The organism is Elizabethkingia argenteiflava, assembly GCF_009904105.1.
Taxonomy (GTDB): Bacteria; Bacteroidota; Bacteroidia; order Flavobacteriales; family Weeksellaceae; genus Elizabethkingia; species Elizabethkingia argenteiflava.
In genome coordinates this window covers 1-25,508 of the sequence record NZ_JAAABJ010000335.1, presented here as the reverse complement: position 1 = coordinate 25,508, position 25,508 = coordinate 1, and the positions used below count along the sequence as shown (strand labels likewise).

At 36.5% G+C, this 25,508-nt stretch carries 22 protein-coding genes and 1 pseudogene; 13 read left to right on the top strand and 10 right to left on the bottom strand.

The genetic code is table 11. The annotated features are described in order from the left end of the window. Window positions 1–21: 21 nt before the first annotated feature. Window positions 22–309 (bottom strand): HU family DNA-binding protein, encoded by a 288-nt coding sequence (locus tag GNY06_RS03725; RefSeq protein WP_166518859.1) that lies wholly within the window; start codon window positions 307–309, stop codon window positions 22–24. 731 nt (window positions 310–1,040) lie between these two features. On the opposite strand from GNY06_RS03725, the gene panD reads away from it, so the two are divergent. Next, on the top strand, window positions 1,041–1,391 hold the full coding sequence (panD, locus tag GNY06_RS03720; protein ID WP_166518858.1) for an aspartate 1-decarboxylase: 351 nt from the start codon (window positions 1,041–1,043) through the stop codon (window positions 1,389–1,391). A 7-nt stretch (window positions 1,392–1,398) separates the two neighbouring features. After that, a complete protein-coding gene (locus GNY06_RS03715; RefSeq protein WP_166518857.1) occupies window positions 1,399–2,433 on the top strand; it encodes a lysylphosphatidylglycerol synthase transmembrane domain-containing protein in 1,035 nt (344 codons plus the stop codon). A gap of 77 nt (window positions 2,434–2,510) precedes the next feature. Here the strand turns inward: GNY06_RS03715 and GNY06_RS03710 are convergent, their stop codons facing one another. Then, window positions 2,511–4,529: a M3 family metallopeptidase gene (locus GNY06_RS03710; protein ID WP_166518856.1), complete on the bottom strand. Its 2,019-nt coding sequence runs from the start codon at window positions 4,527–4,529 to the stop codon at window positions 2,511–2,513. Between the two features lie 304 nt (window positions 4,530–4,833). Here GNY06_RS03710 and GNY06_RS03705 point away from each other — a divergent pair, with 304 nt between their 5' ends. After that, window positions 4,834–5,346 (top strand): nitroreductase family protein, encoded by a 513-nt coding sequence (locus tag GNY06_RS03705; RefSeq protein ID WP_166518882.1) that lies wholly within the window; start codon window positions 4,834–4,836, stop codon window positions 5,344–5,346. 86 nt (window positions 5,347–5,432) lie between these two features. On the opposite strand, the gene GNY06_RS03700 is transcribed toward GNY06_RS03705, so the two are convergent. Then, window positions 5,433–6,290: a glycoside hydrolase family 25 protein gene (locus tag GNY06_RS03700; RefSeq protein WP_166518855.1), complete on the bottom strand. Its 858-nt coding sequence runs from the start codon at window positions 6,288–6,290 to the stop codon at window positions 5,433–5,435. A gap of 121 nt (window positions 6,291–6,411) precedes the next feature. Between GNY06_RS03700 and GNY06_RS03695 the strand changes: the two genes are divergently transcribed. From GNY06_RS03695 to hemB, 6 genes are all read left to right on the top strand, one after another. Further along, the gene (locus GNY06_RS03695; protein WP_166518854.1) at window positions 6,412–7,671 is read left to right on the top strand and encodes an NAD(P)/FAD-dependent oxidoreductase; all 1,260 of its coding nucleotides are present in this window, start codon (window positions 6,412–6,414) and stop codon (window positions 7,669–7,671) included. Further along, window positions 7,668–8,345, top strand: a complete 678-nt coding sequence (trmD, locus tag GNY06_RS03690) for a tRNA (guanosine(37)-N1)-methyltransferase TrmD (RefSeq protein ID WP_166518853.1) — start codon at window positions 7,668–7,670, stop codon at window positions 8,343–8,345. Before GNY06_RS03695 ends, trmD begins: the two co-directional genes overlap by 4 nt. 367 nt (window positions 8,346–8,712) lie before the next feature. Continuing rightward, window positions 8,713–9,687: an endonuclease/exonuclease/phosphatase family protein gene (locus GNY06_RS03685; protein ID WP_176589952.1), complete on the top strand. Its 975-nt coding sequence runs from the start codon at window positions 8,713–8,715 to the stop codon at window positions 9,685–9,687. 7 nt (window positions 9,688–9,694) lie between these two features. Next, entirely contained in the window at window positions 9,695–10,165 is a 471-nt protein-coding gene (locus tag GNY06_RS03680) for an Lrp/AsnC family transcriptional regulator (RefSeq protein WP_166518852.1), read from the top strand. Window positions 10,166–10,169: 4 nt separating this feature from the next. Continuing rightward, complete coding sequence (gene deoC, locus GNY06_RS03675) at window positions 10,170–10,913, top strand: deoxyribose-phosphate aldolase (RefSeq protein ID WP_166518851.1); 744 nt, start codon at window positions 10,170–10,172, stop codon at window positions 10,911–10,913. Window positions 10,914–11,067: 154 nt separating this feature from the next. Then, window positions 11,068–12,057, top strand: coding sequence for a porphobilinogen synthase (gene hemB / locus GNY06_RS03670; RefSeq protein ID WP_166518850.1), 990 nt, complete (start codon window positions 11,068–11,070; stop codon window positions 12,055–12,057). Between the two features lie 53 nt (window positions 12,058–12,110). Here hemB and murB read toward each other — a convergent pair whose 3' ends face one another. The 5 genes from murB to GNY06_RS03645 all read right to left on the bottom strand — a co-directional run bounded on the left by murB (window position 12,111) and on the right by GNY06_RS03645 (window position 17,080). Next, a complete protein-coding gene (murB, locus tag GNY06_RS03665) occupies window positions 12,111–13,130 on the bottom strand; it encodes a UDP-N-acetylmuramate dehydrogenase (protein ID WP_166518849.1) in 1,020 nt (339 codons plus the stop codon). 130 nt (window positions 13,131–13,260) lie between these two features. Then, entirely contained in the window at window positions 13,261–14,454 is a 1,194-nt protein-coding gene (locus GNY06_RS03660) for a pyridoxal phosphate-dependent aminotransferase (protein ID WP_166518848.1), read from the bottom strand. A 177-nt stretch (window positions 14,455–14,631) separates the two neighbouring features. Next, the gene (gene murA / locus GNY06_RS03655; RefSeq protein ID WP_166518847.1) at window positions 14,632–15,939 is read right to left on the bottom strand and encodes a UDP-N-acetylglucosamine 1-carboxyvinyltransferase; all 1,308 of its coding nucleotides are present in this window, start codon (window positions 15,937–15,939) and stop codon (window positions 14,632–14,634) included. Continuing rightward, window positions 15,939–16,580 carry a DUF4290 domain-containing protein gene (locus GNY06_RS03650; protein WP_166518846.1) on the bottom strand — a complete coding sequence of 214 codons (642 nt, stop codon included), beginning with the start codon at window positions 16,578–16,580 and terminating at the stop codon, window positions 15,939–15,941. The genes murA and GNY06_RS03650 overlap by 1 nt, the downstream gene beginning before the upstream one ends. 80 nt (window positions 16,581–16,660) lie before the next feature. Further along, window positions 16,661–17,080: a thiol-disulfide oxidoreductase DCC family protein gene (locus GNY06_RS03645; RefSeq protein WP_166518845.1), complete on the bottom strand. Its 420-nt coding sequence runs from the start codon at window positions 17,078–17,080 to the stop codon at window positions 16,661–16,663. Window positions 17,081–17,332: 252 nt separating this feature from the next. Between GNY06_RS03645 and der the strand changes: the two genes are divergently transcribed. Then, window positions 17,333–18,643, top strand: a complete 1,311-nt coding sequence (der, locus tag GNY06_RS03640) for a ribosome biogenesis GTPase Der (protein WP_166518844.1) — start codon at window positions 17,333–17,335, stop codon at window positions 18,641–18,643. Between the two features lie 177 nt (window positions 18,644–18,820). After that, window positions 18,821–19,471 (top strand): uracil phosphoribosyltransferase, encoded by a 651-nt coding sequence (upp, locus tag GNY06_RS03635; protein WP_166518843.1) that lies wholly within the window; start codon window positions 18,821–18,823, stop codon window positions 19,469–19,471. Window positions 19,472–19,482: 11 nt separating this feature from the next. Here the strand turns inward: upp and GNY06_RS03630 are convergent, their stop codons facing one another. Beyond that, a complete protein-coding gene (locus GNY06_RS03630) occupies window positions 19,483–20,136 on the bottom strand; it encodes a ComF family protein (protein WP_166518842.1) in 654 nt (217 codons plus the stop codon). 12 nt (window positions 20,137–20,148) lie between these two features. Further along, window positions 20,149–21,630 (bottom strand): XRE family transcriptional regulator, encoded by a 1,482-nt coding sequence (locus GNY06_RS03625; RefSeq protein WP_166518841.1) that lies wholly within the window; start codon window positions 21,628–21,630, stop codon window positions 20,149–20,151. A gap of 113 nt (window positions 21,631–21,743) precedes the next feature. Here GNY06_RS03625 and aceB point away from each other — a divergent pair. Both aceB and aceA read left to right on the top strand, forming a co-directional pair. After that, window positions 21,744–23,309: pseudogene (gene aceB, locus GNY06_RS03620) on the top strand (malate synthase A). Window positions 23,310–23,356: 47 nt separating this feature from the next. Continuing rightward, a complete protein-coding gene (gene aceA, locus GNY06_RS03615; protein ID WP_166518840.1) occupies window positions 23,357–24,634 on the top strand; it encodes an isocitrate lyase in 1,278 nt (425 codons plus the stop codon). The last annotated feature ends 874 nt before the right edge of the window (window positions 24,635–25,508 follow it).

The following is a 25,508-nucleotide window of genomic DNA, read 5'->3' as shown; positions in this document are numbered from 1 at the left end:
TATTTTTAAGAAAACTACAAATTATTTCTTTTTCCCATTTACAGCTTCTGATAACTCAGAACCAGCTTTAAACTTAGCAACTTTTTTTGCAGCGATTTTAATTGGTTTTTTAGTAGATGGATTGATACCTTGTCTAGCAGCTCTCTCAGCTACGGAAAAAGTTCCGAAACCTACTAAAGAGACTTTACCATCTTTTTTCTTTAATGTAGCAGATACGTGCGAGATAAAAGATTCTAATGCTTTTTTCGCTGCTACTTTAGTAATATCAGCATCCTTTGCAATTGCATCGATTAATTCAGACTTGTTCATAGTGAAAATATTTAAAGTTTAATTTAACTGGTAACAAATATAAAACAAAATTTGTTTTACGCAAATCTTTAGTGTTTTTTTCGATAAAAATAGATTTATTTATATTAATATTTTGAAAATTAATAAATCTTATTTTTACCAAAAATGTAGGTTTTTCACCCACAAAAAGCCTTTTAAAAGTCTATATAGCCGCGTTTTTGTTATATATTTTATAGATTATTTTGAATTATCAAATTTTAATTTTTTTTCATTTTTGTAAGTTTTGTTGAAAAATTCCTATGAAAAGATGGTAAAATTTATATACCAGTGGTTTATAGTTTTATACACTCGGGTTAATGAATTTAGGAATAGATTTCAGGATAATAATAAATAGATGACTAAGCGGTCCATGTTAAGTATTTTGATCTGCCTTCCTTATAGTGTTGAGTCAGTTTTTTCTTTACTAAAAGCGATAATCTTACAGGGGATAGTCTTATCAAGACTACTTTTATCTGAAGAGGCATAATAAAAGTATTTTTACGCTATAATTATCTATGTAATCTTATAACGACTAGAGCATATTTTATTTTTCAAAAAAAGTAAAGTTAAATCAACCTGATTTAAGCTATCTTATATAAAGTATTTTGTCTAAAATAGAGCATCAGTCTTAGGCATAATAGGTGTTTTTTTTAAGATGATACTTTCTTTGCGGAAGTGTTTTGGCTTTTATAGGAAACCAGTAAATTTGCAGCATGTTAATAGAAGTTTTTAAATCAAAAATTCATAGGGTTAGAGTTACAGAATCTGATCTTAACTACATTGGAAGTATTACCATTGACGAAGATCTTATCGATGCTGCAGGTCTCATAGTAGGTGAGCGGGTTTACATCGTAAATGTCAATAATGGAGAACGATTTGATACCTATGTAATCAAGGGAAAAAGAAAGTCCGGGCAGATTTGCCTTAACGGTCCAGCAGCACGTAAAGTGCAAAGAGGAGATGTTATCATTATCATCGCTTATGCTCAGATGACTCCTGAAGAAGCGCAGACCTTTAGGCCTAAGATTGTTTTTCCAAATGAAGCAACGAATTTGTTGACATAAATCCATTATGGCAGAGGTAAAAAAAAAGTATATATTAAAGACATTGCTCACGCTCATAATATCCTTGGGGTGTGCGTTCTTATTCATGTGGTTGGCGATAAGGGGGCTCGATTTTGCTACCATAAAAAAAGTATTTATTAGAGCCGATTATTGTTGGGTTTTTGTGGCTTTTGTATTTGGGATTATGGCGTATGGATTCCGTGCTTTACGTTGGAATATGTTATTGGAACCACAAGGTTATAGTATAGCCTCTTCGAACGCTTTTTGGGCCATATCTTTCGGCTATTTAATCAATCTTACCATTCCCAGAAGCGGAGAGATTGCTCGAGCAACCGCTCTATATGGGGTAGAAAAAGTTCCTGTAGAGAAAGCATTTGGGACGATTATTTTAGAAAGGCTGGTGGATGTTTTTTTTATGTTGTTATTTTTGCTATTAACCGCTTTTTTTAAATACGCTGCTCTCATCTCATTTTATGATTATGTGTTGCACCAAAAAAATCATACACACAACGATCAATCATTTCCTTGGCTATTTTGTCTATTCCTATTCGGTATAATCGGTATGGGGGGATTGTTGCTCTTTCAAAAAAAAATTAAAAATTCTGGTTTATATACTAAAATTATAAAATTTTGGTGCGGGTTGCTAGAAGGTTTTAAATCTATTATTAACATAAAAAATAAATTAAAATTTTGTTTATATTCTGTGGCGATATGGTTGTGTTATTATTTAGCCACCTATTTGGTTTGCTTTGCTTTACCCGAAACATCATCATTTGGTATGGTAGATGGTTTATTTCTCATCACCATAGGTACGCTAGGTATGCTTGTACCCGCTTCAGGAGGTATAGGAGCTTATCATTTAGCATTGAAGTTGGGAATTATGGGGCTTTTTTTAGCCGGGGGTGAAAATCCAGAATTAGGAGCCCAAGTGGGATTAAGCTACGCCTTTTTATCTCATACTCTCCAATTGTTTATCATGTTGTGTATGGGGCTGATGTCCATACCCATTTTAGCCGATAGAAGGAATAACATAAAGAAATAAAAATAGCATCCAATAAAAGCGATGTATATTTTATCCTAAAACAGAAAAGGCTGTCCCTAGGGACAGCCTTTTCTGTTTTAGGAGCCGAAAGCCCGTTTTAGAAGACTTTCTATCTTAGGCTCTGTGCCTCGAAAATATTTATAGAGCTCCATAGGATCTTTGGTTCCCCCAGAGGCCAGTAAGAGCTTATATTTGGCAATAGTGTCTGGGTTAAAAAGTCCTGTTTCTTTAAAATAGGCAAAAGCATCAGCATCCAAAACTTCAGCCCACTTGTAAGAATAGTAGCCCGAAGCATAGCCACCTTGGAAAACATGTGAAAAACTAGGGCTTATCGCTGTTTCTGAATTCAAAGGGTAAAGCTGTGTAGCTTGCGTATTTTGGTCCTCGAAACTTTTAATATCTTTTATATCATCGCTATGTGTATGGTAAGCGATATCTAAGAGTCCAAAACCTATTTGTCGTAAGGTCTGATAGCCCTGCATAAAGTTTTTTGAGGCTTCTATCTTTTGTATTTTTTCATCCTTTAGCACTTCCCCGGTTTGATAATGGTGTGCAAAAGTTCTCAGAAAATCAGCCTCATAGCAGAAGTTTTCCAGAAATTGGGAAGGAAGCTCTACAAAATCCCACTTAACAGACGTTCCCGATATATTAGGATATTGGGTGTTCGCTAAAATGCCATGAATTGCATGTCCAAATTCATGAAACAGAGTGGTGACTTCCTGGAAGGTTAATAAACTCGGGATCTCTCCGTGGGGTTTATTAAAATTACAAACCACAGAAATATGAGGGCGTACATTTTTTCCTCCTTTTTTATACTGATTTTTATAGCTTGTCATCCAGGCTCCGGCTCGTTTACCCTTTCGTGGAAAATAATCGACATAGAGTACAGCTTTATAAAGCCCATTTTCCTGAACCTCATAGGTCTTCACCTCTGGATGGTATTTAGGAATATCTTTTCTCTCTTCAAAAGTTAATCCAAAAAGCTTTCCGGCTAATTCAAAAACAGCCTCTTGTACTTTTGCTAAGGGAAAATAGGGCTTAAGTTCCTCATCATTGAGATCGTATTTTTGTTTTCTCAGTTTTTCAGCATAGAAGGCATGATCATAGCTTTGCATCACCTCTATACCATCTTTTTTTGCTAAGGCTTTTAGTGCTTCGATTTCTTGTAGCGCGTGAGGAGTGGCTTTATCGAGTAATTCCTTAAGAAAGTGTTGAACTTTTTTTGGAGATTTGGCCATACGTTCTTCCAATACAAAGGTGGCAAAATTTTCATAACCTAGTAATTGGGCTTTCTGAGCTCTAAGTTTTATAATATCCTTAATCAGTTGCTGGTTATCGAACTGACCTCCGTCAAAAGCTTTTTTACCATTTGCGAGTGCTAATTCTTGCCTTAGGGTTCTGTTTTCAGCATATGTCATAAAAGGAACATAGCTCGGGTAGTGTAAGCTGACCACCCATCCCTCAAGACCTCTTTCCTTTGCTTCTTCTGCATATTGAGAAAGTACAGCTTCTGGGATCCCGTTTAAATCTTCTTTTAGGGTAATATGCTTTATGTAATCATTGGTAGCGGCGAGGGTGTTCTCTCCGAATTGTAGTTGCTTTGTAGATAAAGCTATATTGATTTCTTTTAACTTTTCTTTTTCTTCTGGTGTTAGCAAGGCCCCGCTTCTTACAAAACCTTTATAGGTTTCATAAAGTAAAGTTTGCTGTTCTTCATTCAGCGTGTAACTCTCTCTTTCCTCATATACCTTTTGGATGCGCTCAAAAAGTTTTTCGTTTTGTGATATCTTAGAGGAGTATTCGGTTAATATAGGGGAAACTTTTTGAGCAATTCGTTGGATTTCATCATTCGTTTCTGCAGAGTTTAGATTGAAAAAAATATGGGAAATGGTTTCCAAGTCCTCCCCAGCATAGGCTAAAGCTTCTATAGTATTAATAAACGTCGCGGGTTCTGGGTTCATAGCGATGCCCTCTACCTCAGCTTCCGATTTTTTTATAATTTCCTGAAAGGCGGGTAGATAATCTTCATTTTTTATTTGCTCAAAAGGAGGCGTATCAAAGGCTGTTTTAAAGGGTCTTAATAAAATATTATCCATTATTTAGAATTCAAATTTTTAGGGCTATAAATCTACAAAAATTAGCCTAATAATATAGATTTGTCTATGGGTTCTGCTTTAGGAGTCGTTTTATCCTGTCCAATTTTTGTACAAGAGAATACTTAAAAATTTATATTTTTTTAAACTTATTCAGTATATTTATAAAAAGAGCTTAGAGAATTTTTAATGTATCTATTTACGTATGCTGCTTCACGTATTAAGTTTTTACTTATTTTTGCTGGGTATTGATTGTGCTGTTCAGAAGATGCCTATAGATACATTATAATAACTAAAGAAAAAAATGATGAAGACCCCTGCGGAAGTTTTAGAAGAAATCATAAAATCGAGAAGAAGTGTTTTTCCAAAAGATTATAGTACGGAGCCTATACCTCAGGAAGTCCTGGAAAAAATAAGAGAATCTGCACAGTGGGCTCCTAGCCATAAAAAGACAGATCCCGGTAGATTTAAGCTTTTTCAAGGAGCGGAAAAAAATGAGCTGGGACAGGTATTGGCGGAACTGTATAGAGCGATTACGCCCCCTGAAGTTTTCTTGCAAAAGAAATATCAAGATATTTCCAATAAAATAGATAAGTCCTATGCTGTATTTAGCATAGTGGTCCATTTCAGTGGTAAGGTGCCAGAATGGGAGGAACTTGCTTCTACGGCTATGGCTGTGCAAAATATGTATTTGATGGCCACTGCCTATCATGTAGGATGCTATTGGAGCTCACCAGAGATAATTCAACAGATTGGGAGTTATTTACAATTAGCCGAAAATGAAAAATGTTTAGGTTTCTTTTATCTGGGCAATACCTAAATAAAAACTTAGACCAACGAAACTTCCTTTCCTGTAGAGTTTAGTTAGGGAAATAAAATAAATAGCCACATTTGTAGGGATAGATTTTAATCTAAGGTTAGTCTGTGCAATTCCGAGAGGTTACCGTTAAAAATATTCACGTCTACGTGGGTATTAACCCCGTTTATAATTCCTTTTTCGGTGAACTGCCAGAAATCCCATAATGTTTCCACTGCGGGAGTATCTACATCATTATAATTGGCTAACCAAAGAGGATAATCCTTAAAATCATCTTGAAGGTAATCTCGGTAAAAATAATAATAAGTGTAGATAATTGGTTTTTTCCCATAAGTTTCTTCCACAATTTTTAACCAAACTTTCAAATCATTTTTGAATTCTTTGAGTTTTTTAGGAGACGGAATTTTCTCAACATCTAATACTGGTAGCAGGTCGCCGGATTCTAATTTTACGGTTTCCAGGAAATTGTTTGCCTGTTGTACAGGGTTCTCCCGCGGGCGATAGAAGTGGTATGCGCCTCGGATCAATGCGCTTCTTTTAGCACTTTTCCAATATTCCTGGAAATAATGATCTTTAGCATTTTCACCCATACTGGCCCTTAGTAGGATAAACTGAATATTGATTGCGCCATTCGCCATGGTGAGTTTATGCCAATTAATATCCTTTTTACGTTGGTAATGCGAAATATCAATTCCGAAAGTTTTATCGACATGAAGAGATACAATTCTATGGATTCTATCCTCCTCTAATTTCGTGTTTTTTAAAAGGTGAATTTCCTCGCTTTTAAAATGTATAGCATAATATAAAAGCATTTGGTTTTTCATATAAAAGCCTATGGCTAACAGAGAAGTAATGAGAATAAAAAATAATACCCAAAGTTTTTTCCGGGTACTAGCGCGTTTTTTCAGCATTCTTTTTCTTCTCTTTCGGGGCGCTTTTTTATACATAATTATACTGCAAATCTATTAAAAGCATTTTGTTCTTGGAAATTAAGAACCGTATCTCTTGCTTATTTTTTCGTAAATTTGAAGCGTAAAAAACAGTGTTTTATCCTTATACTTTTATAATATGAGTGAAAAAATTCTTATAATAGGCGGAGGCTTTGCAGGTCTTCGTCTCGCGAGAAAGCTAAATCAACATCCTAATAAGCTTATTACCCTTATCGATAGGGTCAACCATCATATGTTTCAGCCCTTGTTCTATCAAGTGGCCAGTGGGCGTATTGAGCCTTCGAATATTTCTTTCCCTTTCCGGAAGATTTTTCAAAAATCAAAAAACATACAGTTTCGGATGGCAAATATTGTAAAAATTGTGCCCGAAGAAAATAAAGTAGTTAGCCGTAATGCAGAATTTCATTATGATAAACTGATTATAGCGACTGGTTGTAAAACAAATTTTTATGGGAATGATGAGCTGGAGGAACAAGCGTATGGAATGAAAAATACCCAGGAAGCAATCAGTATTCGCAATCAGGTATTGACGACTTTTGAACGATTGATTATAGAGCGTCAGAATCCTAGGGAAGGGGATTGGAATTTGGTGATTGTAGGAGGAGGACCCACCGGAGTGGAATTAGCCGGAGCATTTGCAGAGATGAAGCGTTACGTGCTTCCTCGAGACTATCCTAAAATGAATTTTGAGTCTCTGAATATTATCTTGATCAATGCTACGGATCATGTATTAGCTTCCATGAGTGAGGAGTCTCAAAAGAGATCTGAGTTATACTTAGAGCAATTAGGGGTTACTTTACTCAACAATGCAAGGGTAGATGCTTATGATGGAAAAACCATACATTTAAGCAGTGGACATAGTCTTTCCTGCAACAATGTAATATGGGCTGCTGGCGTTACTGGCAATATCATAGATGGTATAGCTTCGGAACATATTTCTAAAAATCGCTATATTGTAGATGAATACAATAGAGTTAAAGGATATCAAAATATATTCGCAATTGGGGATATTGCTTATATGGAAACTCCTGAGTATCCCCATGGCCATCCCCAGCTGGCGAGTGTAGCGATAGACCAGGGTCAGCATCTAGGGGGTAATTTACTTAGAGATAAAACCTCAGGTTGGCTTCCTTTTAAATACAAGGATAAAGGATCTATGGCAACTATAGGCAAACATCGGGCTGTGGTTGATTTACCAAAGTTAAAATTCCAGGGTAGATTTGCGTGGTACTTCTGGATGTTTTTGCACCTTATGCTTATATTGAGCGTTAGAAATAAAATAGCTATTTTTTATAATTGGGCTTGGTCCTATTTTAATAAAGATTCATCTTTAAGGCTTATTATTGTCCCATATAAAAAAAATAAAACAGAACAATGAGAATAGATATTATATCGGTTCTGCCAGAACTTATGGAAAGCCCCTTTAAGGCATCCATTCTTAAACGGGCAATGCAGAAGGAATTAGTAGAGGTATATTTTCACCACCTAAGGGATTGGGGATTTGGTAAGCACCGGCAGATAGATGATGAACCTTATGGAGGAGGTGCTGGTATGGTCATGATGGTAGAACCTATTGATCATTGTATTGCTACATTAAAGGCAGAACGGGAATATGATGAGGTAATTTATTTAACTCCAGATGGACAGACTTTAAACCAAAAAATAGCCAATGGTCTCTCACTTCGAAATAATTTGATTTTCCTGTGTGGTCATTATAAGGGAATTGACCAAAGAGTTAGAGATTTACATATTACCAAGGAAATCTCCATTGGAGATTATGTTTTGACGGGAGGTGAGCTGGCAGCTTGTGTGCTTGCCGATGCTGTCATCCGTCTCATTCCAGGTGTGCTCAATGACGAACAATCTGCTCTAACGGATAGTTTTCAGGATGATTTACTATCGCCGCCGATTTATACTCGCCCTGAAGAATATAAAGGACTTACAGTCCCTCAAGTATTACTTAGCGGGAATGCTCAAGTTATAGAAGATTGGCGTTATAATGAAGCCCTCAAAATTACACAGGAAAAAAGACCCGACTTATTGAGTAAATAAGCCTGGATATTTTAAAAATCGCGAGTCAGTTTTTCCAAAATCATCCCTTTTTTCAGGGTGCTTATAGAATTCAATATATCCCAGTGTATGTGGGAAATTGAGCTTTTATAGATGATTTGCAATCCTACTGTATACCTGTGAAGAAACCGAATATAAAGTTTGAGGTTTGCCTTTTTATTTTTGTGTTATATACTCCAAATTGGTTTTTTTTTATTACTAAAAATAATTTTTCTTTAAAATAGTAATCAATATTGGATATATGTGTATCTTTATCAAGATTAATGAATGTATTCTTTAATGGTGAATTATTGTTGTTTTACCTTTAATATAAAAAGTATTAAGTGGTTGTAAATTAAATGAAAAGGAATTGGAAGGGCTCTCTATAGCGCCGGAATTGGTAGTGTTTTACAATACGGAAAATTTTTATGCGCCTCAGCTGAAACAATACCCTAGAAGTGATATTCCGAAATCTGGGCTTAGAAATTGGAATGAGGCCCGTTACCAGAATAAACTTCTTAAGTTTACCCAAGTCTTTAACTATCTTCGTCTAGAGGAGGGGCTTTTGCCTATGCTGATAGGATTGGCGGAAATAGAAACTAATCAGGTTCTTGAGGACATAGTGAACCAGGATGTTTTCAAAGGTAATTATGCTTTTGTACATTATGATTCACCTGATCAGCGAGGGGTGGACACGGCATTGTTATATGATAAAACAAAGCTTGAATTGTTATATTCTGAAGTTTATTCCGAAATTTTTGAGGGTGAAATAGGAATGCTCCCTGTACCGAGTACCACAAGAGATATTTTATATGCCCGTTTTAGATATGGGCCCGTCGAATTGAGTATTTACGTATTGCATCTACCCTCCAAAAGACAAAAAGAGGTGGGGATGGCTAAGCGTAAAATTATTCTGGATAAGTTGCAGCGTAAAATCCGGGATAAGCTTTTGCAAAATCCTTTAGAGAATATAGTGGTGATGGGCGACTTTAATGAAAACCCAACAGAAGCTAATTTGCAAGATTTTGTAGCATTTAATAATAAAAGTGAAATTGTATTGATAAATTTTTTCGAAGAACTCTATAATAAAAAAAAATTTTCCACGTTTCATAGGAGCGAAGGATTATTGTTCGATCAAATAATCTTATCCCCAGCATTTTTGGAACAAGAAAATAGCATTGAGTTTCTCCATGCAAAGGTTTTTGACTCTAGACATCTCATCGAAAGAAGTCCTCATAACAAAAAAAGAGGCCATCCATTTAGAACATATGCTGGAACTCGATATTTGGGGGGGTATAGCGATCATTTTCCAGTTTTTATAAAGATAAAGATTAAAGTAAAATAAAATGTATATGAAAAATTTGGCTACAGAAGCTTATCATCTTGATATGATTGATAAGGAAATTATTTATTTGTTGATGGATAATGCTAAAACCTCTTTAGCACATATATCATCGCGTGTAGGGATTTCTACGACAGCTGTACATCAGAGAATTAAGAAATTGGAACAAGCTGGGGTAATTGAGAACTCAATGTCTTTCCTAAATCCAAGAAAAGTTGGCTATAAGGTAACCTCATATATGGGGGTGTACTTAGATCATCCAGGTCATTATAATGAAATTGTGAAATCGTTAAGACAGATTAATCAGATTGTCGAAGCTCATTATACAACAGGAGATTATACGATATTCCTAAAAGTATTGGCAAAAGATAATGATCACCTGATGGAAATATTAAGTCAAGTCCAGAAACTAAAGGGTGTGATGAGAACAGAGACTTTTATATCTTTGGAACAAAGCATTTCAAGACAGCTTAAAGTATAAGCTTATGAAAGATATAAAGGATTATTTGGATTCTACTTACTTGGCGCTGCCTCAGCAGTCTGGCTTTACAGAAGAACAGACGAGTAAAAGAGTTGATGAATTGGTACGAGAAGCTATAGAGCAAAAGTTTTTTGCAGTGATGCTTCGCCCAGACTATGTGAAAAAAGCAAAAAACACTATTCTCGAGCACAGATCTTCGGTAAAGGTAGGTACGGTTATAGGATTTCATGAAGGGACTACTTCCATTGAGGAAAAATTGGCAGAAGCTCAGAAAGCTATTGAAGATGGAGTAGACGAATTGGATTTTGTTATCAATTTTGAAGCTTATAAAAACGGGAATATAGAATTAGTAAAAGAAGAAGTTAAGCGTTGTACTCAGCGAGCTCTTAAAAATGCTAAAATTGCAAAATGGATCATCGAAATTGCAGCTTTGGACAATGAGCAAATAGCAGATATTACTAAACGCATAGCACTTTGGACTGAAGAGAATTTCCCTGAAAGTACAGATAAGGTTTTTATAAAATCTTCTACAGGATTTTATAAAACGCAAGATGGAAAGCCAGCCGGAGCGACGGTAGAAGGTATCCAGATTATGCTCGAAAATGCAGGACGTTTACCGGTAAAAGCTGCTGGTGGTGTAAAATCACCAGAAGAAGCCATACGCATGATAGAACTAGGGGTACAGCGTATCGGGACCTCTTCGGCCTCGTCCTTAGCGAAAGGTGATATCATTAAGGGACCTTATTAGTAGGATATTATAATTATAAAAAGAGCTGCTCCATTGATGCAGCTCTTTTTGTATGAAAAAATAAAAAAGTTATAATAAAAAAGAAATCATAAAACAATAGGTTTACCACCTCAGGATGGCTAAATTTGTTCTACAACTTTAAAGTGGTTCAGAGATGAATTTTGATAGAAATAGAAAATTGCGTAAAAACCAGTCTATTAGAGACTTATTGAGGGAAACTACCTTAACTACTGATGATTTTGTACTTCCTATTTTCGTTATGGAGGGGTCGGAAAAAAAGGAAGCTATACCTTCTATGCCAGGGGTATATAGATACTCTTTAGATTTATTAAAAAATGAAATTAAGGATCTCTATAGTCATGGTATCAAGGCGGTTAATATCTATGTTAAGGTAGGAGACCATCTTAAGGACAACACCGGTAAAGAATCCTGGAATCCTGGAGGATTAATGCAGGATACGATAAAATTGATAAAAGATACAGAACCCAATATACTGGTGATGCCCGATGTTGCTCTTGATCCTTACTCCATATATGGGCATGATGGTATTGTTCAGCAAGGTAGGGTGGTGAATGATGCTACAGTAGAGGCTTTGGTAAAGATGAGCCTTTCACATGCAGAAGCAGGGGCTGATTTTGTTGCTCCCTCGGATATGATGGATGGGCGTGTATTTGCGATCCGACAGGCTTTTGAGCAAAATGGTTTTGATCACGTAGGTATCGTAGCCTATGCAGCTAAGTATGCGAGTGCTTTTTATGGACCTTTTAGAAGTGCTTTGGATAGTGCTCCAGTGGAGGATAAAGACATCCCCATGGATAAAAAAACCTATCAGATGGATTTCTCCAATAGCCGTGAAGCAATTCGTGAAGTTCTTAGCGATGTACAGGAAGGGGCGGATATTATTATGATAAAGCCAGGGCTATCTAATCTAGATATTGTAGCCAAAGTGAGAGAGCTTATTACTCATCCTATTGCTGTATATCAGGTAAGTGGGGAATATGCCATGCTAAAAGCGGCTTCTCAGAATGGATGGTTGGATCACGATAAGATCGTCTTAGAAACGTTGCAAAGTATCAAAAGGGCAGGGGCCGATCTCATCTTTACTTATTTTGCCAAAGAGGCTTCGGTGCTCTTAAATAAATAATTAGATAATTGTATAAATAAGGCTGCTACCAATAAGTAACAGCCTTTATATTTTTATAGAACGTTCACTTCTCGTTCTAACTGAATGTTGAATTTTTCTTTAACAGAATCAATAATATCAGATGAGAAATTATAAACCTCTTGTCCTGTAGCCTTGCCGTTGCTATTGATAATAACCAAGGCTTGAAGTGGGTGGCATCCTACGTTTCCTAAAGTTTTGCCCTTCCATCCGCATTGCTCAATAAGCCAGCCTGCGGGTATTTTTATTTCCTGATGGCTAGGGTAGTTTGGTATATTTTCAAAATTTCTTTTTAGAATATTGAATTGTTCTATTGGGATAACCGGATTTTTAAAAAAACTTCCCGCATTTCCAGTGATTTGTGGATCGGGCAATTTACTTTGCCTAATGGCAATAACAGCTTCAGAAATATCTTTTATTGACGGGTTTTTTATATTCTTTTGTTCCAATTGCTGCTGGATGGCGCCATAAGATGCGGAAATCTGATGGTGGTCAGTGGTCAGTAGAAAGCTTACCTCTAATATAATATAGCGGCCTTTTTCCGAATTCTTAAAAATAGAATCCCGATACCCAAAATGGCAGTCTTCTACATGAAGCGTTTTAACACTTCCATCTAGCGTATCGAGTACTTTGCAGCTGTGGAAAGCGTCTTTTATCTCTACACCGTAGGCTCCGATATTTTGAATAGGGGAGGTGCCCACATTTCCTGGAATTAAAGACAGATTTTCCAGACCACCATAATTTTTAGTAGTGCAGTAGCGAACAAATTGATGCCAGTTTTCACCAGCTTTAGCCGTTACTACAATATGATTTTCATCTATTCTTTGTTCAGAAATCCCACTTAAGCGCAAGGCAATAACAATACCTTTAAAATCCTGTGTCAAGAGTATATTGCTTCCACCTCCCAAGATAAAATAGGATAGGTTTTTGTCTTTCGCAAAATCTAAAGCTTCCGTTAATTCCTCAAGGGTGTAAACTTCTGTGAAAAAAGATGCTTTTGCATCAACCTGAAAAGTATTATGTTTTCTGAGTGAAAAATTTTTCTGTAACTGCATTACTGTTTTATAGAAGTTCTATGAGATAAAAAATAGGAGTTTTTATTATGTAGTGAAGCTGTAGATCATAGATTTATACAGGCTAGAGGAAAAGATTTCATCTCAACCCAAATAGATAAAGAAATTTTATTTATGCAGGATACTTTTCAAGCGCGTCTTTTAAAATTTCCACAGACTTTCTAAGATCTTCCTCCTTTAATACATAAGCGACTCTTACCTGTTTTTTTCCTAGAGCAGGGTCTGAATAAAAACCTCCTCCAGGCGCTATCATAACTGTTTCTCCGTCTAGATGATAGGACTCTAATAGCCATTGAGCAAAGTCATCCGTATCTTTTACAGGGAGCTCGACCATACAGTAAAACGCACCTTTAGGATTTGGGCATACTACGCCTGGAATTTCGTTTAATAATTTGACCAAAAGGTCTCTTCGTTTGGTGTATTCCTCGCGTACCGAGCGGATATAGGCTTCATCTTTAACATGGGCTGCAGAGGCAATAATTTGTCCAATCAGTACAGGACTGAGTCGTGCTTGTGCAAATTTCATAGCTGCTTCCAAAATTTTCTGTGAACGGGTGACCATACAGCCTACTCTTACTCCGCACATACTATAACGTTTGGATTCCGAATCGATTACAACACAATGATCTCTTAGTTCAGGGAAAGAAAGCACAGATACTTGGCTTTCTCCATCATAGACATATTCGCGGTAAACCTCATCGGAAATAATAGCCAGGTCGTATTTTAAAGCTATTTTGGCAAGCTGTTCAAGTTCTTGTCTGGTATAGAGGTAACCCGTAGGGTTTCCTGGATTACAGATTAAGATAGCCTTGGTTTTAGAGGTGATTTGTTGATCAAATGCATCTATAGGAGGTAGAGCAAATCCGCTCTCAATAGAAGATGGGATGGATTTTACTTTCACGCCTAAAGCAGTGGAAAATCCATTATAATTAGCATAATAAGGTTCTGGTATAATGATTTCGTCCTCTGGATCACAGAGTACCGATAGGGTGAAATTTAAAGCTTCAGATCCGCCGTTGGTAACGATGAAATTTTGGGCACTAATATCCCCAAACCCTAGTTTATTATAATATTTTGCTAGTTGATCTCGGTACTCAATATTTCCTTCTGACAGTGAGTATTCTAGTACCTTTAAATGAATATCCTTTAGAGCAGCTAAAGCAGAATCAGGGGTCTCAATATCAGGTTGCCCAATATTGAGGTGGTAAACCTTAATACCTTTTTGTTTGGCAGCAAGGGAGTAGGGAACTAATTTTCGAATGGGTGAAGCCGGCATGTTTTCGGCTCTATGTGATAATTTTGGCATTTTTAAGATCTCATTTTAATAGCAAATTTACTAAATTCTATTAGAATATTTTGAGGGTATCATGAAATACATTTTAGAATCAAAAAATAAATAGGGGCTCTATATTTTTCCTATCTATCTATTTTATATCTTAAATAAAAAAAAGCCCACAGGCTTTTTTTAAGGAAGTTCAGTGGGCTATATTCTTCTTATGTCGGCGCCTAAGGCTCTTAGCCTATCGTCAATATTCTCATATCCTCGATCGATCTGTTCAATATTGTAGATAAGAGATTCTCCTTCTGCAGAAAGGGCAGCGATCAATAGTGCGTTTCCAGCACGGATATCTGGGGAGGTCATCGTGGTACCCCTTAAAGGAGATTCATGATTAAGCCCCACGACGGTAGCTCTATGAGGATCGCACAGTATAATCTGAGCGCCCATGTCGATTAATTTGTCCACAAAGAATAATCGGGATTCGAACATTTTCTGATGAACAAGGAGAGTTCCCTTCGCTTGTGTAGCGACCACCAATATAATGGATAATAAGTCAGGTGTAAAACCAGGCCATGGAGCATCTGAAATGGTTAATATGGAACCATCGATAAATTTATTTATTGTATAAAACTCTTGTGCTGGAACGTATATATCTTCTCCATCTTTCTCTACCTTTATACCTAACTTTCTGAAAGTTTCAGGAATAACACCTAATTGATTCCAGTTGACATTTTTAATGGAGATGGCCGATTTCGTCATCGCGGCAAGACCTATCCAAGAACCTATTTCTACCATATCAGGAAGCATGGTATGATCGGTTCCGCTAAGATGGTTTACTCCTTCTATGGTCAGTAGGTTTGATCCGATGCCGGATATTTGAGCCCCCATTCTATTGAGCATTTTACACAACTGTTGAAGGTAAGGTTCGCAGGCTGCATTGTAAATTCTCGTTTTTCCTTTTGCCAGTACGGCTGCCATTAATATATTGGCCGTGCCTGTTACCGATGCCTCTTCTAAAAGAATGAATTTACCATGAAGTTCTTTAGCTTGCAGAGAATAGAAACTTTCTATTTCATCGAAATGGAACTCAGCACCCAGCTCTACAAAACCTTGGAAATGAGTATCAAGTCTTCTCCTTCCGATTTTATCACCACCCGGAGTAGGCAGATAGGCCTCTCCATATCGGGCTAATAAGGGACCTAAAATCATCACAGATCCCCTTAATTTTGTTGCATTTTTTTTAAATTCAGGAGATTTTATGTAGTCAAAGTTAATATTATCAGCTTTAAAACTATAGTCACCTTTTCCATTTTTAGTGATGATAACGCCCATGTCTTTAAGAATATCGATCAGCTGATTGACATCTTTAATATCCGGGATATTTTTTATCCTTACTTCATCGCTCGTCAAAAGCACGGCACATAAAATCTGCAATGCTTCGTTCTTTGCCCCTTGGGGAGTTATTTCGCCGGACAAAGGTTTTCCTCCCCGTATTTGAAATGCGTTACTCATTAATTTTTGCGGTTATTTTTATGGTTTTGGAAATTTTTCCTTTTCTGTTGGTTATTTTTATGGTTTTGATTTTTATTTCTATGGTTATTGGAATGGTATATTTTACTCTTCTCTAAAGAATCTATTCCTGTTATATAGAGTTGATTTTTGGAAAGCTCTTTTAGGTGTCTAAAGATAACTTCATCCTGTACATGTTCTTTGTTATAAACATTATAGGATTTTTTCATATTGTTAGCGATCACCTGTATTAAGGTTTCTTTTTCTTCTCCTTCGGGTAGCGCTATGGCTTTATCGATGAGCTGAAGAATGCTCTTTCCATAGAACTTATACTCATTGTCATAAGAGGGGTATTCTATTTTTTTAGGTTTTTGCTGCATCTCTTCCCGAGTGGGAATAGGGTAAGGAGAATCTACATCTAAATCGTAATCCGCCAAGATAAAGAGATGATCCCAAAGCTTGTGTTTATAATTTTCTTCACTTCTAAGATGTGGATTTCTCTGTCCGATAAAAGAAATAATGGAATGAGCGATTTCATTACGTTCTTCTTTTGTGGTAAGTGTCTTGCAGTGTTCTACTAAGGATTGTATTAAGCGCCCATATTCGGGCATATAGAGGTGAGATCTTTTCGTATTGTATTCCATGAATCTAATAGGTATAAAACAGGCTCCAAAGATAGTATTTTTATTTTGGTTTTTATCGTTGTGTTACCGAGGGGGCAGGATTAAAATAAGATAGGATCGGTCAGAAATTTTTCTCGCTCCTTGTGGGTTAATATAGGGCAACTTTTAACGTTCATCTTCTTTCGATTTCGAGAGACAAAATCATAAAGTTTATCACAAATAAATCTAGGAAAAAACCTTAACCAGGATAAAGGCAGGTAAATCCCCCCAATTAAAGAGAGTATTTTAAAAATAGCGGTAGATTTTATCAAGTAATATTCGTGGGGTTTGAGTAAATAAATAGTGGTGAATTGGCGGTGATCTAAATTTCTCTTCTTCAAAAAATCCTGACCAAAATCCGATTGCAAAGTTGCAAACATAAATTTATCCTGATTGTCATGATTCAGGATAAATTTCACCCAATAGTTACAATAAGGGCAATCCCCATCATACAGTACAATATGTTTATTCTGTAAATGCATTTTCGCGGTCTTTGTATCAAAGTTATAAAAAATATTATAGTTACTCCTACTAATATATTTAATTTTACCCTAGCTTTAAGGCATAATGAGAGAAGGCTTTTATAAATTTGCGACTTCTGGAAAGGTAGTTTTTATATAAAAAAAACAAAACTTATACTATCAACTAAATTTATATCTTTGCAAAAAAAAAATTTTGGGCTCCAATCGTTGGAGTAACCCATTAATAATCAAAAATTATTAAACAAAATTTTCATGTCGAATATCGTTGCAATCGTTGGGAGACCCAACGTAGGAAAATCCACACTATTTAATAGACTTTTAGAGAGACGAGAAGCGATTGTAGACTCTACGGCTGGGGTTACCCGGGACAGGCACTATGGCAAATCTGAGTGGAACGGTATCGAATTTACTGTAATTGATACCGGAGGATATGATGTAGGTTCACAGGATATTTTTGAAGAAGAAATTCGTAAACAAGTACAATTGGCCATTGATGAGGCGACTTCTATTATCTTTATGATGAACGTAGAAGAGGGATTGACAGATACAGATACTGAAATCTATAATTTGCTCAGAAGATCCAATAAACCCATTTATATTGTGGTGAATAAGGTAGATTCTTCGAAAGAAGAACTTCCGGCGACTGAATTTTATCAGCTAGGAATTGATAAATATTATACGCTCTCCTCGGCTACAGGCTCGGGAACGGGAGATTTGTTAGATGATATAGTAAAGGAGTTTCCTACCACCGGATATAAAGATCCTTTTGAGGGGCTTCCTAAAATTACAATTGTGGGGCGTCCTAATGTAGGAAAATCTACCATGACCAATGCTTTGTTGGATAATGAGCGTAATATTGTAACCGACATCGCAGGCACGACCAGAGACAGTATTCAGAGTTTATATAAAAAATTTGGACATGAATTTGTTTTGGTGGATACCGCAGGAATGCGACGGAAAAATAGAGTTTCTGAAGATTTGGAATTTTATTCTGTAATGCGTTCTGTTAGAGCGATTGAAAATTCCGATGTGGTAGTCATTATGGTAGATGCTACCTTAGGTTGGGAGGCTCAGGATATGAGTATTTTTGGAATTGCTCAGAGAAATAGAAAAGGCATTGTGATTTTGGTTAACAAATGGGATTTGGTGGAAAATAAACAAACCAATACCATGCGTGATTTTGAGAAAGCCATTCGCCATAAAATTGGACAGTTTTCTGATATTCCTATATTATTTGTATCTGCACTTACCAAACAAAGGATTCTTAAAGCGGTAGAAGTGGTGATGGAAGTATATGAAAATCGTAAGAAGAAAATTAAAACTTCTAAACTTAATGAAGTTATGCTTCCGATTTTTGAAGGAACGCCGCCTCCAGCCATTAAAGGTAAGTATATCAAAATTAAATATTGCGTTCAGCTGCCCACCCCTTCACCTCAATTTGTGTTTTTCTGTAATCTCCCTCAGTACGTTAAGGAGCCTTACAAGAGATTTACCGAAAACCAACTTCGAAAAGAGTTTGGATTTACAGGGGTTCCAATAGAAGTATATTTTAGGCAAAAATAAAATAAAAAACCTTTCAAAGTAACCAATCTTTGAAAGGTTTTTTTTAGCCCTATAGGGGGGAGCCTATTTAAATATAGAAGTTTCTTAACTCGAGATGTCATCTTAATTTTTGTAGAGATACGAGGGGGTGATTCGGCTTTTTAATTGTATTTTTGCGCCACTCAAAAATAGAAAAACATGCTTTATATTTTATCAGAAAACTTCTCTCTTGTCAACTCGTGGATCAATGATTTAAGAGATGTTGAGGTACAGCGAGATAGGATGAGATTCCGCAGAAATATGGAACGCATCGGAGAGGTTGCTGCACTTGAGATTAGCAAGAGACTCGAGCAGAAAGAAATTGAAATTATTACACCTCTCGAATCAATTAAAGCAAAAGAAATAGCAGTACAACCGGTATTAACTACCATACTACGAGCCGGAGTGCCCTTATTTCAGGGTGTTTTAAATTATTTTGACAAAGCGGATTGCGGTTTTGTTGCGGCCTACCGTAAACATGATTCAAACGATTATTTCTCCATTAAGCAAGATTACCTCACCTGTCCCGACTTAACAGGGCGACCTTTAATTGTAGTCGATCCTATGCTAGCCACTGGAGCATCTCTTATTGAAGCCGTTAAGGATTTGCTTACCCACGGCAAACCTTCTCAAATGCATATTGTATCTGCTGTTGCTAGTGAACAAGGTATTGAAGTGATTCGAAACGCTTACCCAGATGCCTATCTATGGATAGGGGCGGTAGATGGGGCTTTAACAGACAAAGGCTATATTAAGCCTGGATTAGGGGATGCTGGAGATCTTTCTTATGGTGAAAAATTACAGCGATAAATATATTAAGATCAATCTATCGCCATTACCAGAATACTAATGCTGTTGTTGGAGGCTTCTAATATTTTCCATGCACATCCGGCCATAGTATTTCCTGTAGTGCAAATATCATCTATGAGGAGAAAATGAGTATTGCACCTAGCCAAAGGTACCGTGAAAATTTCGGTGTTGTGTTGGCGACTTAGCCTGTTTTTTCCGGCTTGAGGCTTATGATGCGTTATTCTTTTTAAATAATGATGATCAAAAGGTATTCCCCAGGCATGTGATAGCGTTTCCGTATAGAGGTGAAGTTGATTGTAGCCTCTCTTTTTCATTTTCCTGGGATGAAGAGGAATATTAATCAGCAAATCGGGTTTTATGTGGAGTTTTATTTTTTTTACAGTCCATTTAGCTAATTGCCGCCCAATATTTTCCCGGTGTTTGTACTTAAGGTGATGAATGATTTTCCTGCAAAGTCCTTGCTTTTCAAAATGCATTAGAGCATAAGTTTCCCTTACCGGAAAAAGTGTGTTGAGCTTCAGTTTTAATGGATTCTGCTTTAAGGCCTCCCAGTGAGTGAAATTGATTTGATCATAGCATTGTTCACAAATAATATCCTGATTATAAATAATATGATTACAATTGAGGCAACGGTTGGGAAATAATAGATCTGTGACAAAGTTCATAAACTTATAGATTTAGGAGGTGCTGAATATTCTGTTTTTAAGCTGTTTTAATTTTTCTTCTACCGACAGTTGTATTTCTTCGTTCAAGGCGCGTTTTTCAAGTTTTAAGGGGGCTATTTGGCGAACTTCACAGTCTTTAATCGAGCAGCATTCACAAGTAACACCTACATTTTCTCTGGGAATATTCTTTAAGAATTTTATCTGTTTTGTCGTTTCCGGATCCAGTAAAATCCCAAGACAGTAACTTCTATTATTCCCATCGGAGAAAGGATCTCTTTGTGAGGTCGAAATGACTAAATAATTAAGTCCAGAATTTTCGTATTCCGATATCTGTATGGAGGTAAGCCTTTTTGAATGGAATAGATTCTGCATGTTTTTTATTGCAATCCAACGCCGGCAATAATGTTCTTTGGCCGTATTCGCATGGGGTGCTTGGCGTCGATTAAGATGTAGTTCCTTATGAATATCTATTTTATCCTGATTCCTTGATTTAACAAAGCATATATAGAAAATATCCTTCATCCCAAAATATTCGGGAAGAATATTGGTTAGTCTGTAGAACAGCGTTTCGGGAGATTGGGTATTTCTTTCAATGAGGTAATCAAAATATTCATTAGACCATTCTTTTCTACTCAGGATGTTTTTGGTTTCCTGTATCAATTCATCTTTAGGAATTAATAAACAACCAGCAAAATAAGCCGCATAAAAATTGTTAAGCAAACTGTCGAAATTCGTAAACTTTAGCCATGTATAGGTATTGGGGCGGGGTTGTAATTGTAAAAATTCGAAGCCTATTTCTTTTGCAAGTATAAAGAGTTTTTGTTGCTCTGCCAGCTTTTGGTTGATAGAGAGGATTTTATTTTCGGAACAAAATAAAGAGCGCAGGTGCTTTAAGGGGCCTTGTCTTTCATAATCCTCATAATAGATATGGTATGCACAATCTCGTTGTAAAATATCCTCTAGCAAGGCGATATTAATGCTTTGCAGCTTGTATTTTTTAGTAAACTCAATCGCTTTATCTTCAATTTCTGGGAAATAATTATTATAGAGTTCCTGTAGTGAGCGCAGTACCGACAGATAAAAAAGATCTTTATCCAGATCGTAGGTATGGGCCACTTCTATAAGAGTGTTGATAAATGCATTGACTTTCTTGGGAGCTTCGCTTACGATATTGATAAGAGAATTCTTATTGATTCCAAACAGTTCTAAAGGGAGTTCACGAAAGAAATCTTTCCTTATCAGATCTCCTATGGGAGCTAGATTTTTATCCAGTTGGGTAGAGACCAGGTCGTTAAAACTACAGCCTAGAGCATTGGAAAGCGCTAGTATCTTGTCATGTTTGGGGTATTTTTTCCCCTTTTCAATCTCGTTTAAATAGGATTTTGACATCCCTGTTTTTTCAGATACCTCATGTAGAGACCAGTTTTTTTTTTGACGTAATTGCTTCAGTTTTACCCCGAAAATAGTGCGGATATAATCACTCTCAATATTCATGAAATAAAGATAAAAAATATAAGCTATTATTCGACTAATATTTATTTCCTAGTTTTAGCGAAAATTCGCTTTCAGTGAAAATTTATTTATTTACATTAGTGAAAAATTAAGGCATGAAAAATTTTAGTATTCAACATGCTAAAAAATACAGTGATATTTATTCTTCTGATTTACAGAATTTTTTAGTAGCTCTTCACGAAAAATTTAATGCAACACGGAGATTACTGCTCAAGCGTAGGGAATCTCAACAAAAATATTTTGATGATGGAATTCTACCTGCATTTTTGGATGAGACTAGAGAAATACGGAATGGTGATTGGATTTGCGATGCCTTACCCAAGACCTTGTGGGATAGACGGGTATAAATTACGGGCCCCGTGGATAGGAAGATGATTATTAATGCCATGAATTCTGGAGCCAATTGTTTTATGGCTGATTTTGAAGATAGCAATGCACCTACCTGGGAGAATATAATGGAGGGGCAGCAGAACCTTCGAGATCTCATTGATGGAAACATAAATTTCGAAAACGATGGGAAAAAATATAGTTTAGGTGAAAAGCTCGCTACCTTATTCGTGCGTGTTCGAGGTTTACATCTGAATGAAAAACATATTTTAATTCAGGGTGAAGAAGCCTCCGGTTCTCTGATCGATTTTGGAATTTTTTTCTTTTTAAACGCTAAAAAGCAGATTCAACAGGGCTATGGACCTTATTTCTACCTGCCTAAATTGGAAAATTATTATGAATCTTCATGGTGGAGTGAAGTCTTTATATTTTCTGAAAACTATATGAAAATTCCGCCTCACACTATAAAAGCAACAGTTTTAATAGAGACCATAACGGCTGCCTTCCAGATGGATGAAATTATTTATAGCTTAAAAGAGCATATGGCGGGGCTTAATTGCGGGCGTTGGGATTATATTTTTTCTTTTATTAAAAAATTTAGAAAGATTTCACGATTTATTCTTCCGGATAGGGATTGGGTTACCATGACCACTCATTTTATGAGTTCCTACTCAAAGCTGTTGGTGAAGACTTGTCATAAAAGAGGGGTTTCTGCTATCGGAGGTATGGCAGCTCAGATTCCCGTGAAAAATAATGAAGAGGCTAATAAAATTGCTTTTGATCAAGTACGGGCTGATCAAGAACGTGAAGTAAAAAATGGTCATGATGGCACCTGGGTCGCCCATCCTGCTTTGGTTGGTATTGCTAAGGAGACTTTTGATGCAGGGATGCCCACTTTTAATCAGATCTACAATAAAAAAGAAGAATATAAAATTTCAGAAGCCGATTTGTTGCGTATTCCTCAAGGCAGCCTTACCCAAGTGGGTATGCGTAAGAATATAAATGTGAGTATTTTATACATAGAATCATGGTTGAGTGGAGTAGGGGCTGCGGCCATTTATAATTTAATGGAGGATGCGGCTACCGCAGAAATATCGAGAACATAACTATGGCAGGTCTTTCACATGGCGATTCCCTTAGAGGAGGGTCAGTATCTAACTCAAGAAAACTACTTGAAATGGCAGGATGAAGAGTTAGAAAAAATAAAAAAATATGTAGGTGAATCCCGATATACCAGTGGAAAATTTGGTTTAGCAACTCAGCTTTTACAGAATATGGTGTTTGAGGCGAAGTTTGAAGATTTTTTAACACTTAAAGCCTATGAATATATTTAGAATATACCACTCAGCCTGGCTATAACGATAAATCAAAAAATAGAAACATGGAAAAAATTCAACACTTACAAAAAGATTGGGACAGTAACCCTAGATGGAAAGGTATTGTACGTCCTTATACCCCATCAGAGGTATTTCGGTTACGCGGGAGCTATAAAATAGAATATAGCATAGCCCATTTAATGGCAGAAAAATTCTGGCACCAGCTAAACCATCAGTCCTATGTAGCGGCATTAGGCGCTTTAACGGGGAATCAAGCTGTTCAGGAAGTAGATGCCGGATTGGAAGCCATTTATCTCAGCGGTTGGCAAGTGGCAGCGGACGCCAACCTTTCAGGAGAAATGTACCCAGACCAGTCATTGTACCCTTCTAACTCTGTTCCAGCAGTGGTAAAGAAAATCAATAATGCTTTATTAAGAGCAGATCAAATTCAGTCCGTTAACAAAGAAAAAGAAACCACATCTAGACAATATCTAGTGCCTATTGTTGCGGATGCGGAGGCGGGATTTGGGGGAACACTCAATGCTTATGAGCTCATGAAACAAATGATAGAGGCGGGAGCTGCGGCAGTTCACTTTGAAGATCAATTGTCTTCTGCTAAAAAGTGTGGTCACTTGGGAGGTAAGGTTTTGGTACCCACTCAAGAAGCGGTTAATAAATTAATTGCCGCAAGATTAGCTGCAGATGTATGTGGGGTTCCTACTATAATTATTGCTAGGACCGATGCCGATGCCGCCGAGCTATTAACCTCTGATATTGACGACAGGGACAAATCTTTTATCACCGGAGAGCGAACCTCAGAAGGCTTTTTTAAAGTAGAGGCGGGGTTATACCAGGCTATATCCAGGGGCTTGGCTTATGCTCCTTATGCGGATATGCTCTGGATGGAGACCTCTCATCCCAATTTAGATCAGGCACGGCAATTTGCAGAAGCAATTCATGCAGAATACCCCGGTAAATTATTGGCTTATAACTGTTCACCATCTTTTAATTGGGCGGCTAAATTGAACCAACGAGAGATGCAAACCTTCCGTGAAGATCTTGCGGCATTAGGCTTTAAATTTCAGTTTATCACCTTAGCAGGATTTCACGCGCTTAATCATTCTATGTTTGAATTGGCGAAATCTTACCGTCAATATGGAATGGCAGGCTATTCTCAATTGCAGGAGAAAGAGTTTGCGCTACAGCAAGAAGGATTCCGTGCTGTAAGGCGGCACCAGTCCTTTGTAGGTACAGGATTTTTTGATGAAATTCAAACGATTATTAGCGCAGGACAAGCGACAACGGTAGCCTTAAAAGATTCTACTGAAATTGCTCAATTTTAAGTTAATGAGGATAATCACCAGCAACATAAATTTACAATCATAATCTATACATGTTACATGACTCTCTGAATATACCAAGAGACTAAAATGGAAAAAATAAAGAAAGACCTGAAAAGGTTTTAATCAGTCGATTTTCATCACATTGGTGCTGTTTTCGAAAATTTTGAACCTCTGAAGATACCATCATAAACCATTTAAAAAGCCCTATCTTTTGATAGGGCTTTTTATATCAATTAGCGACTAACTCTATCCATAGTAGTTTTAAAGATTTATTTTGGAGTACAAAACTATTTAACAAATCTTTAAAAAGATCATACGGTGAATTCTAAAGGCATGAATCTGACACTTGAGAAAATAGAAGGAAAAATGTAAACACAAACCTTGTGATATTTTTCAACAAAAGGCATAATATAGAACCTTTCGAGCTGCATATTTTTTTTCCAACAGTTAAATTGATAATTTGAGTTTTAACATATTTAAATAAAACCTGTATTCGGCTTCTTAATATAGGTTTCTTTACCATAGATTTTAAGGCTTATGCTCTAATGACTATCTCCGTGATCTCACCACAAATTATCAAATTGATGTTCATCTCTTTAAAAAAAGCTTCGCGAATATCTATGATGAAGACTCCTATATCTGTAAAATGGCTATAAAACTAAAGTAACGAAGCCGCTATACCCACTTGGAAAAATCTACGGGTAACCGATTTGGTAATCCTGTCTGAACGGATAGAAAAACTTATATTAAGATCCTGTTTAAATTTTATTGATTAATAATTTTATAGCAGATAATTTGGTCATATTTTCGGAGGATTCATGTAAGAGTTGATAATTCCTGCAAAGCCTTCTATCATTATCAAACCATGAAAAGG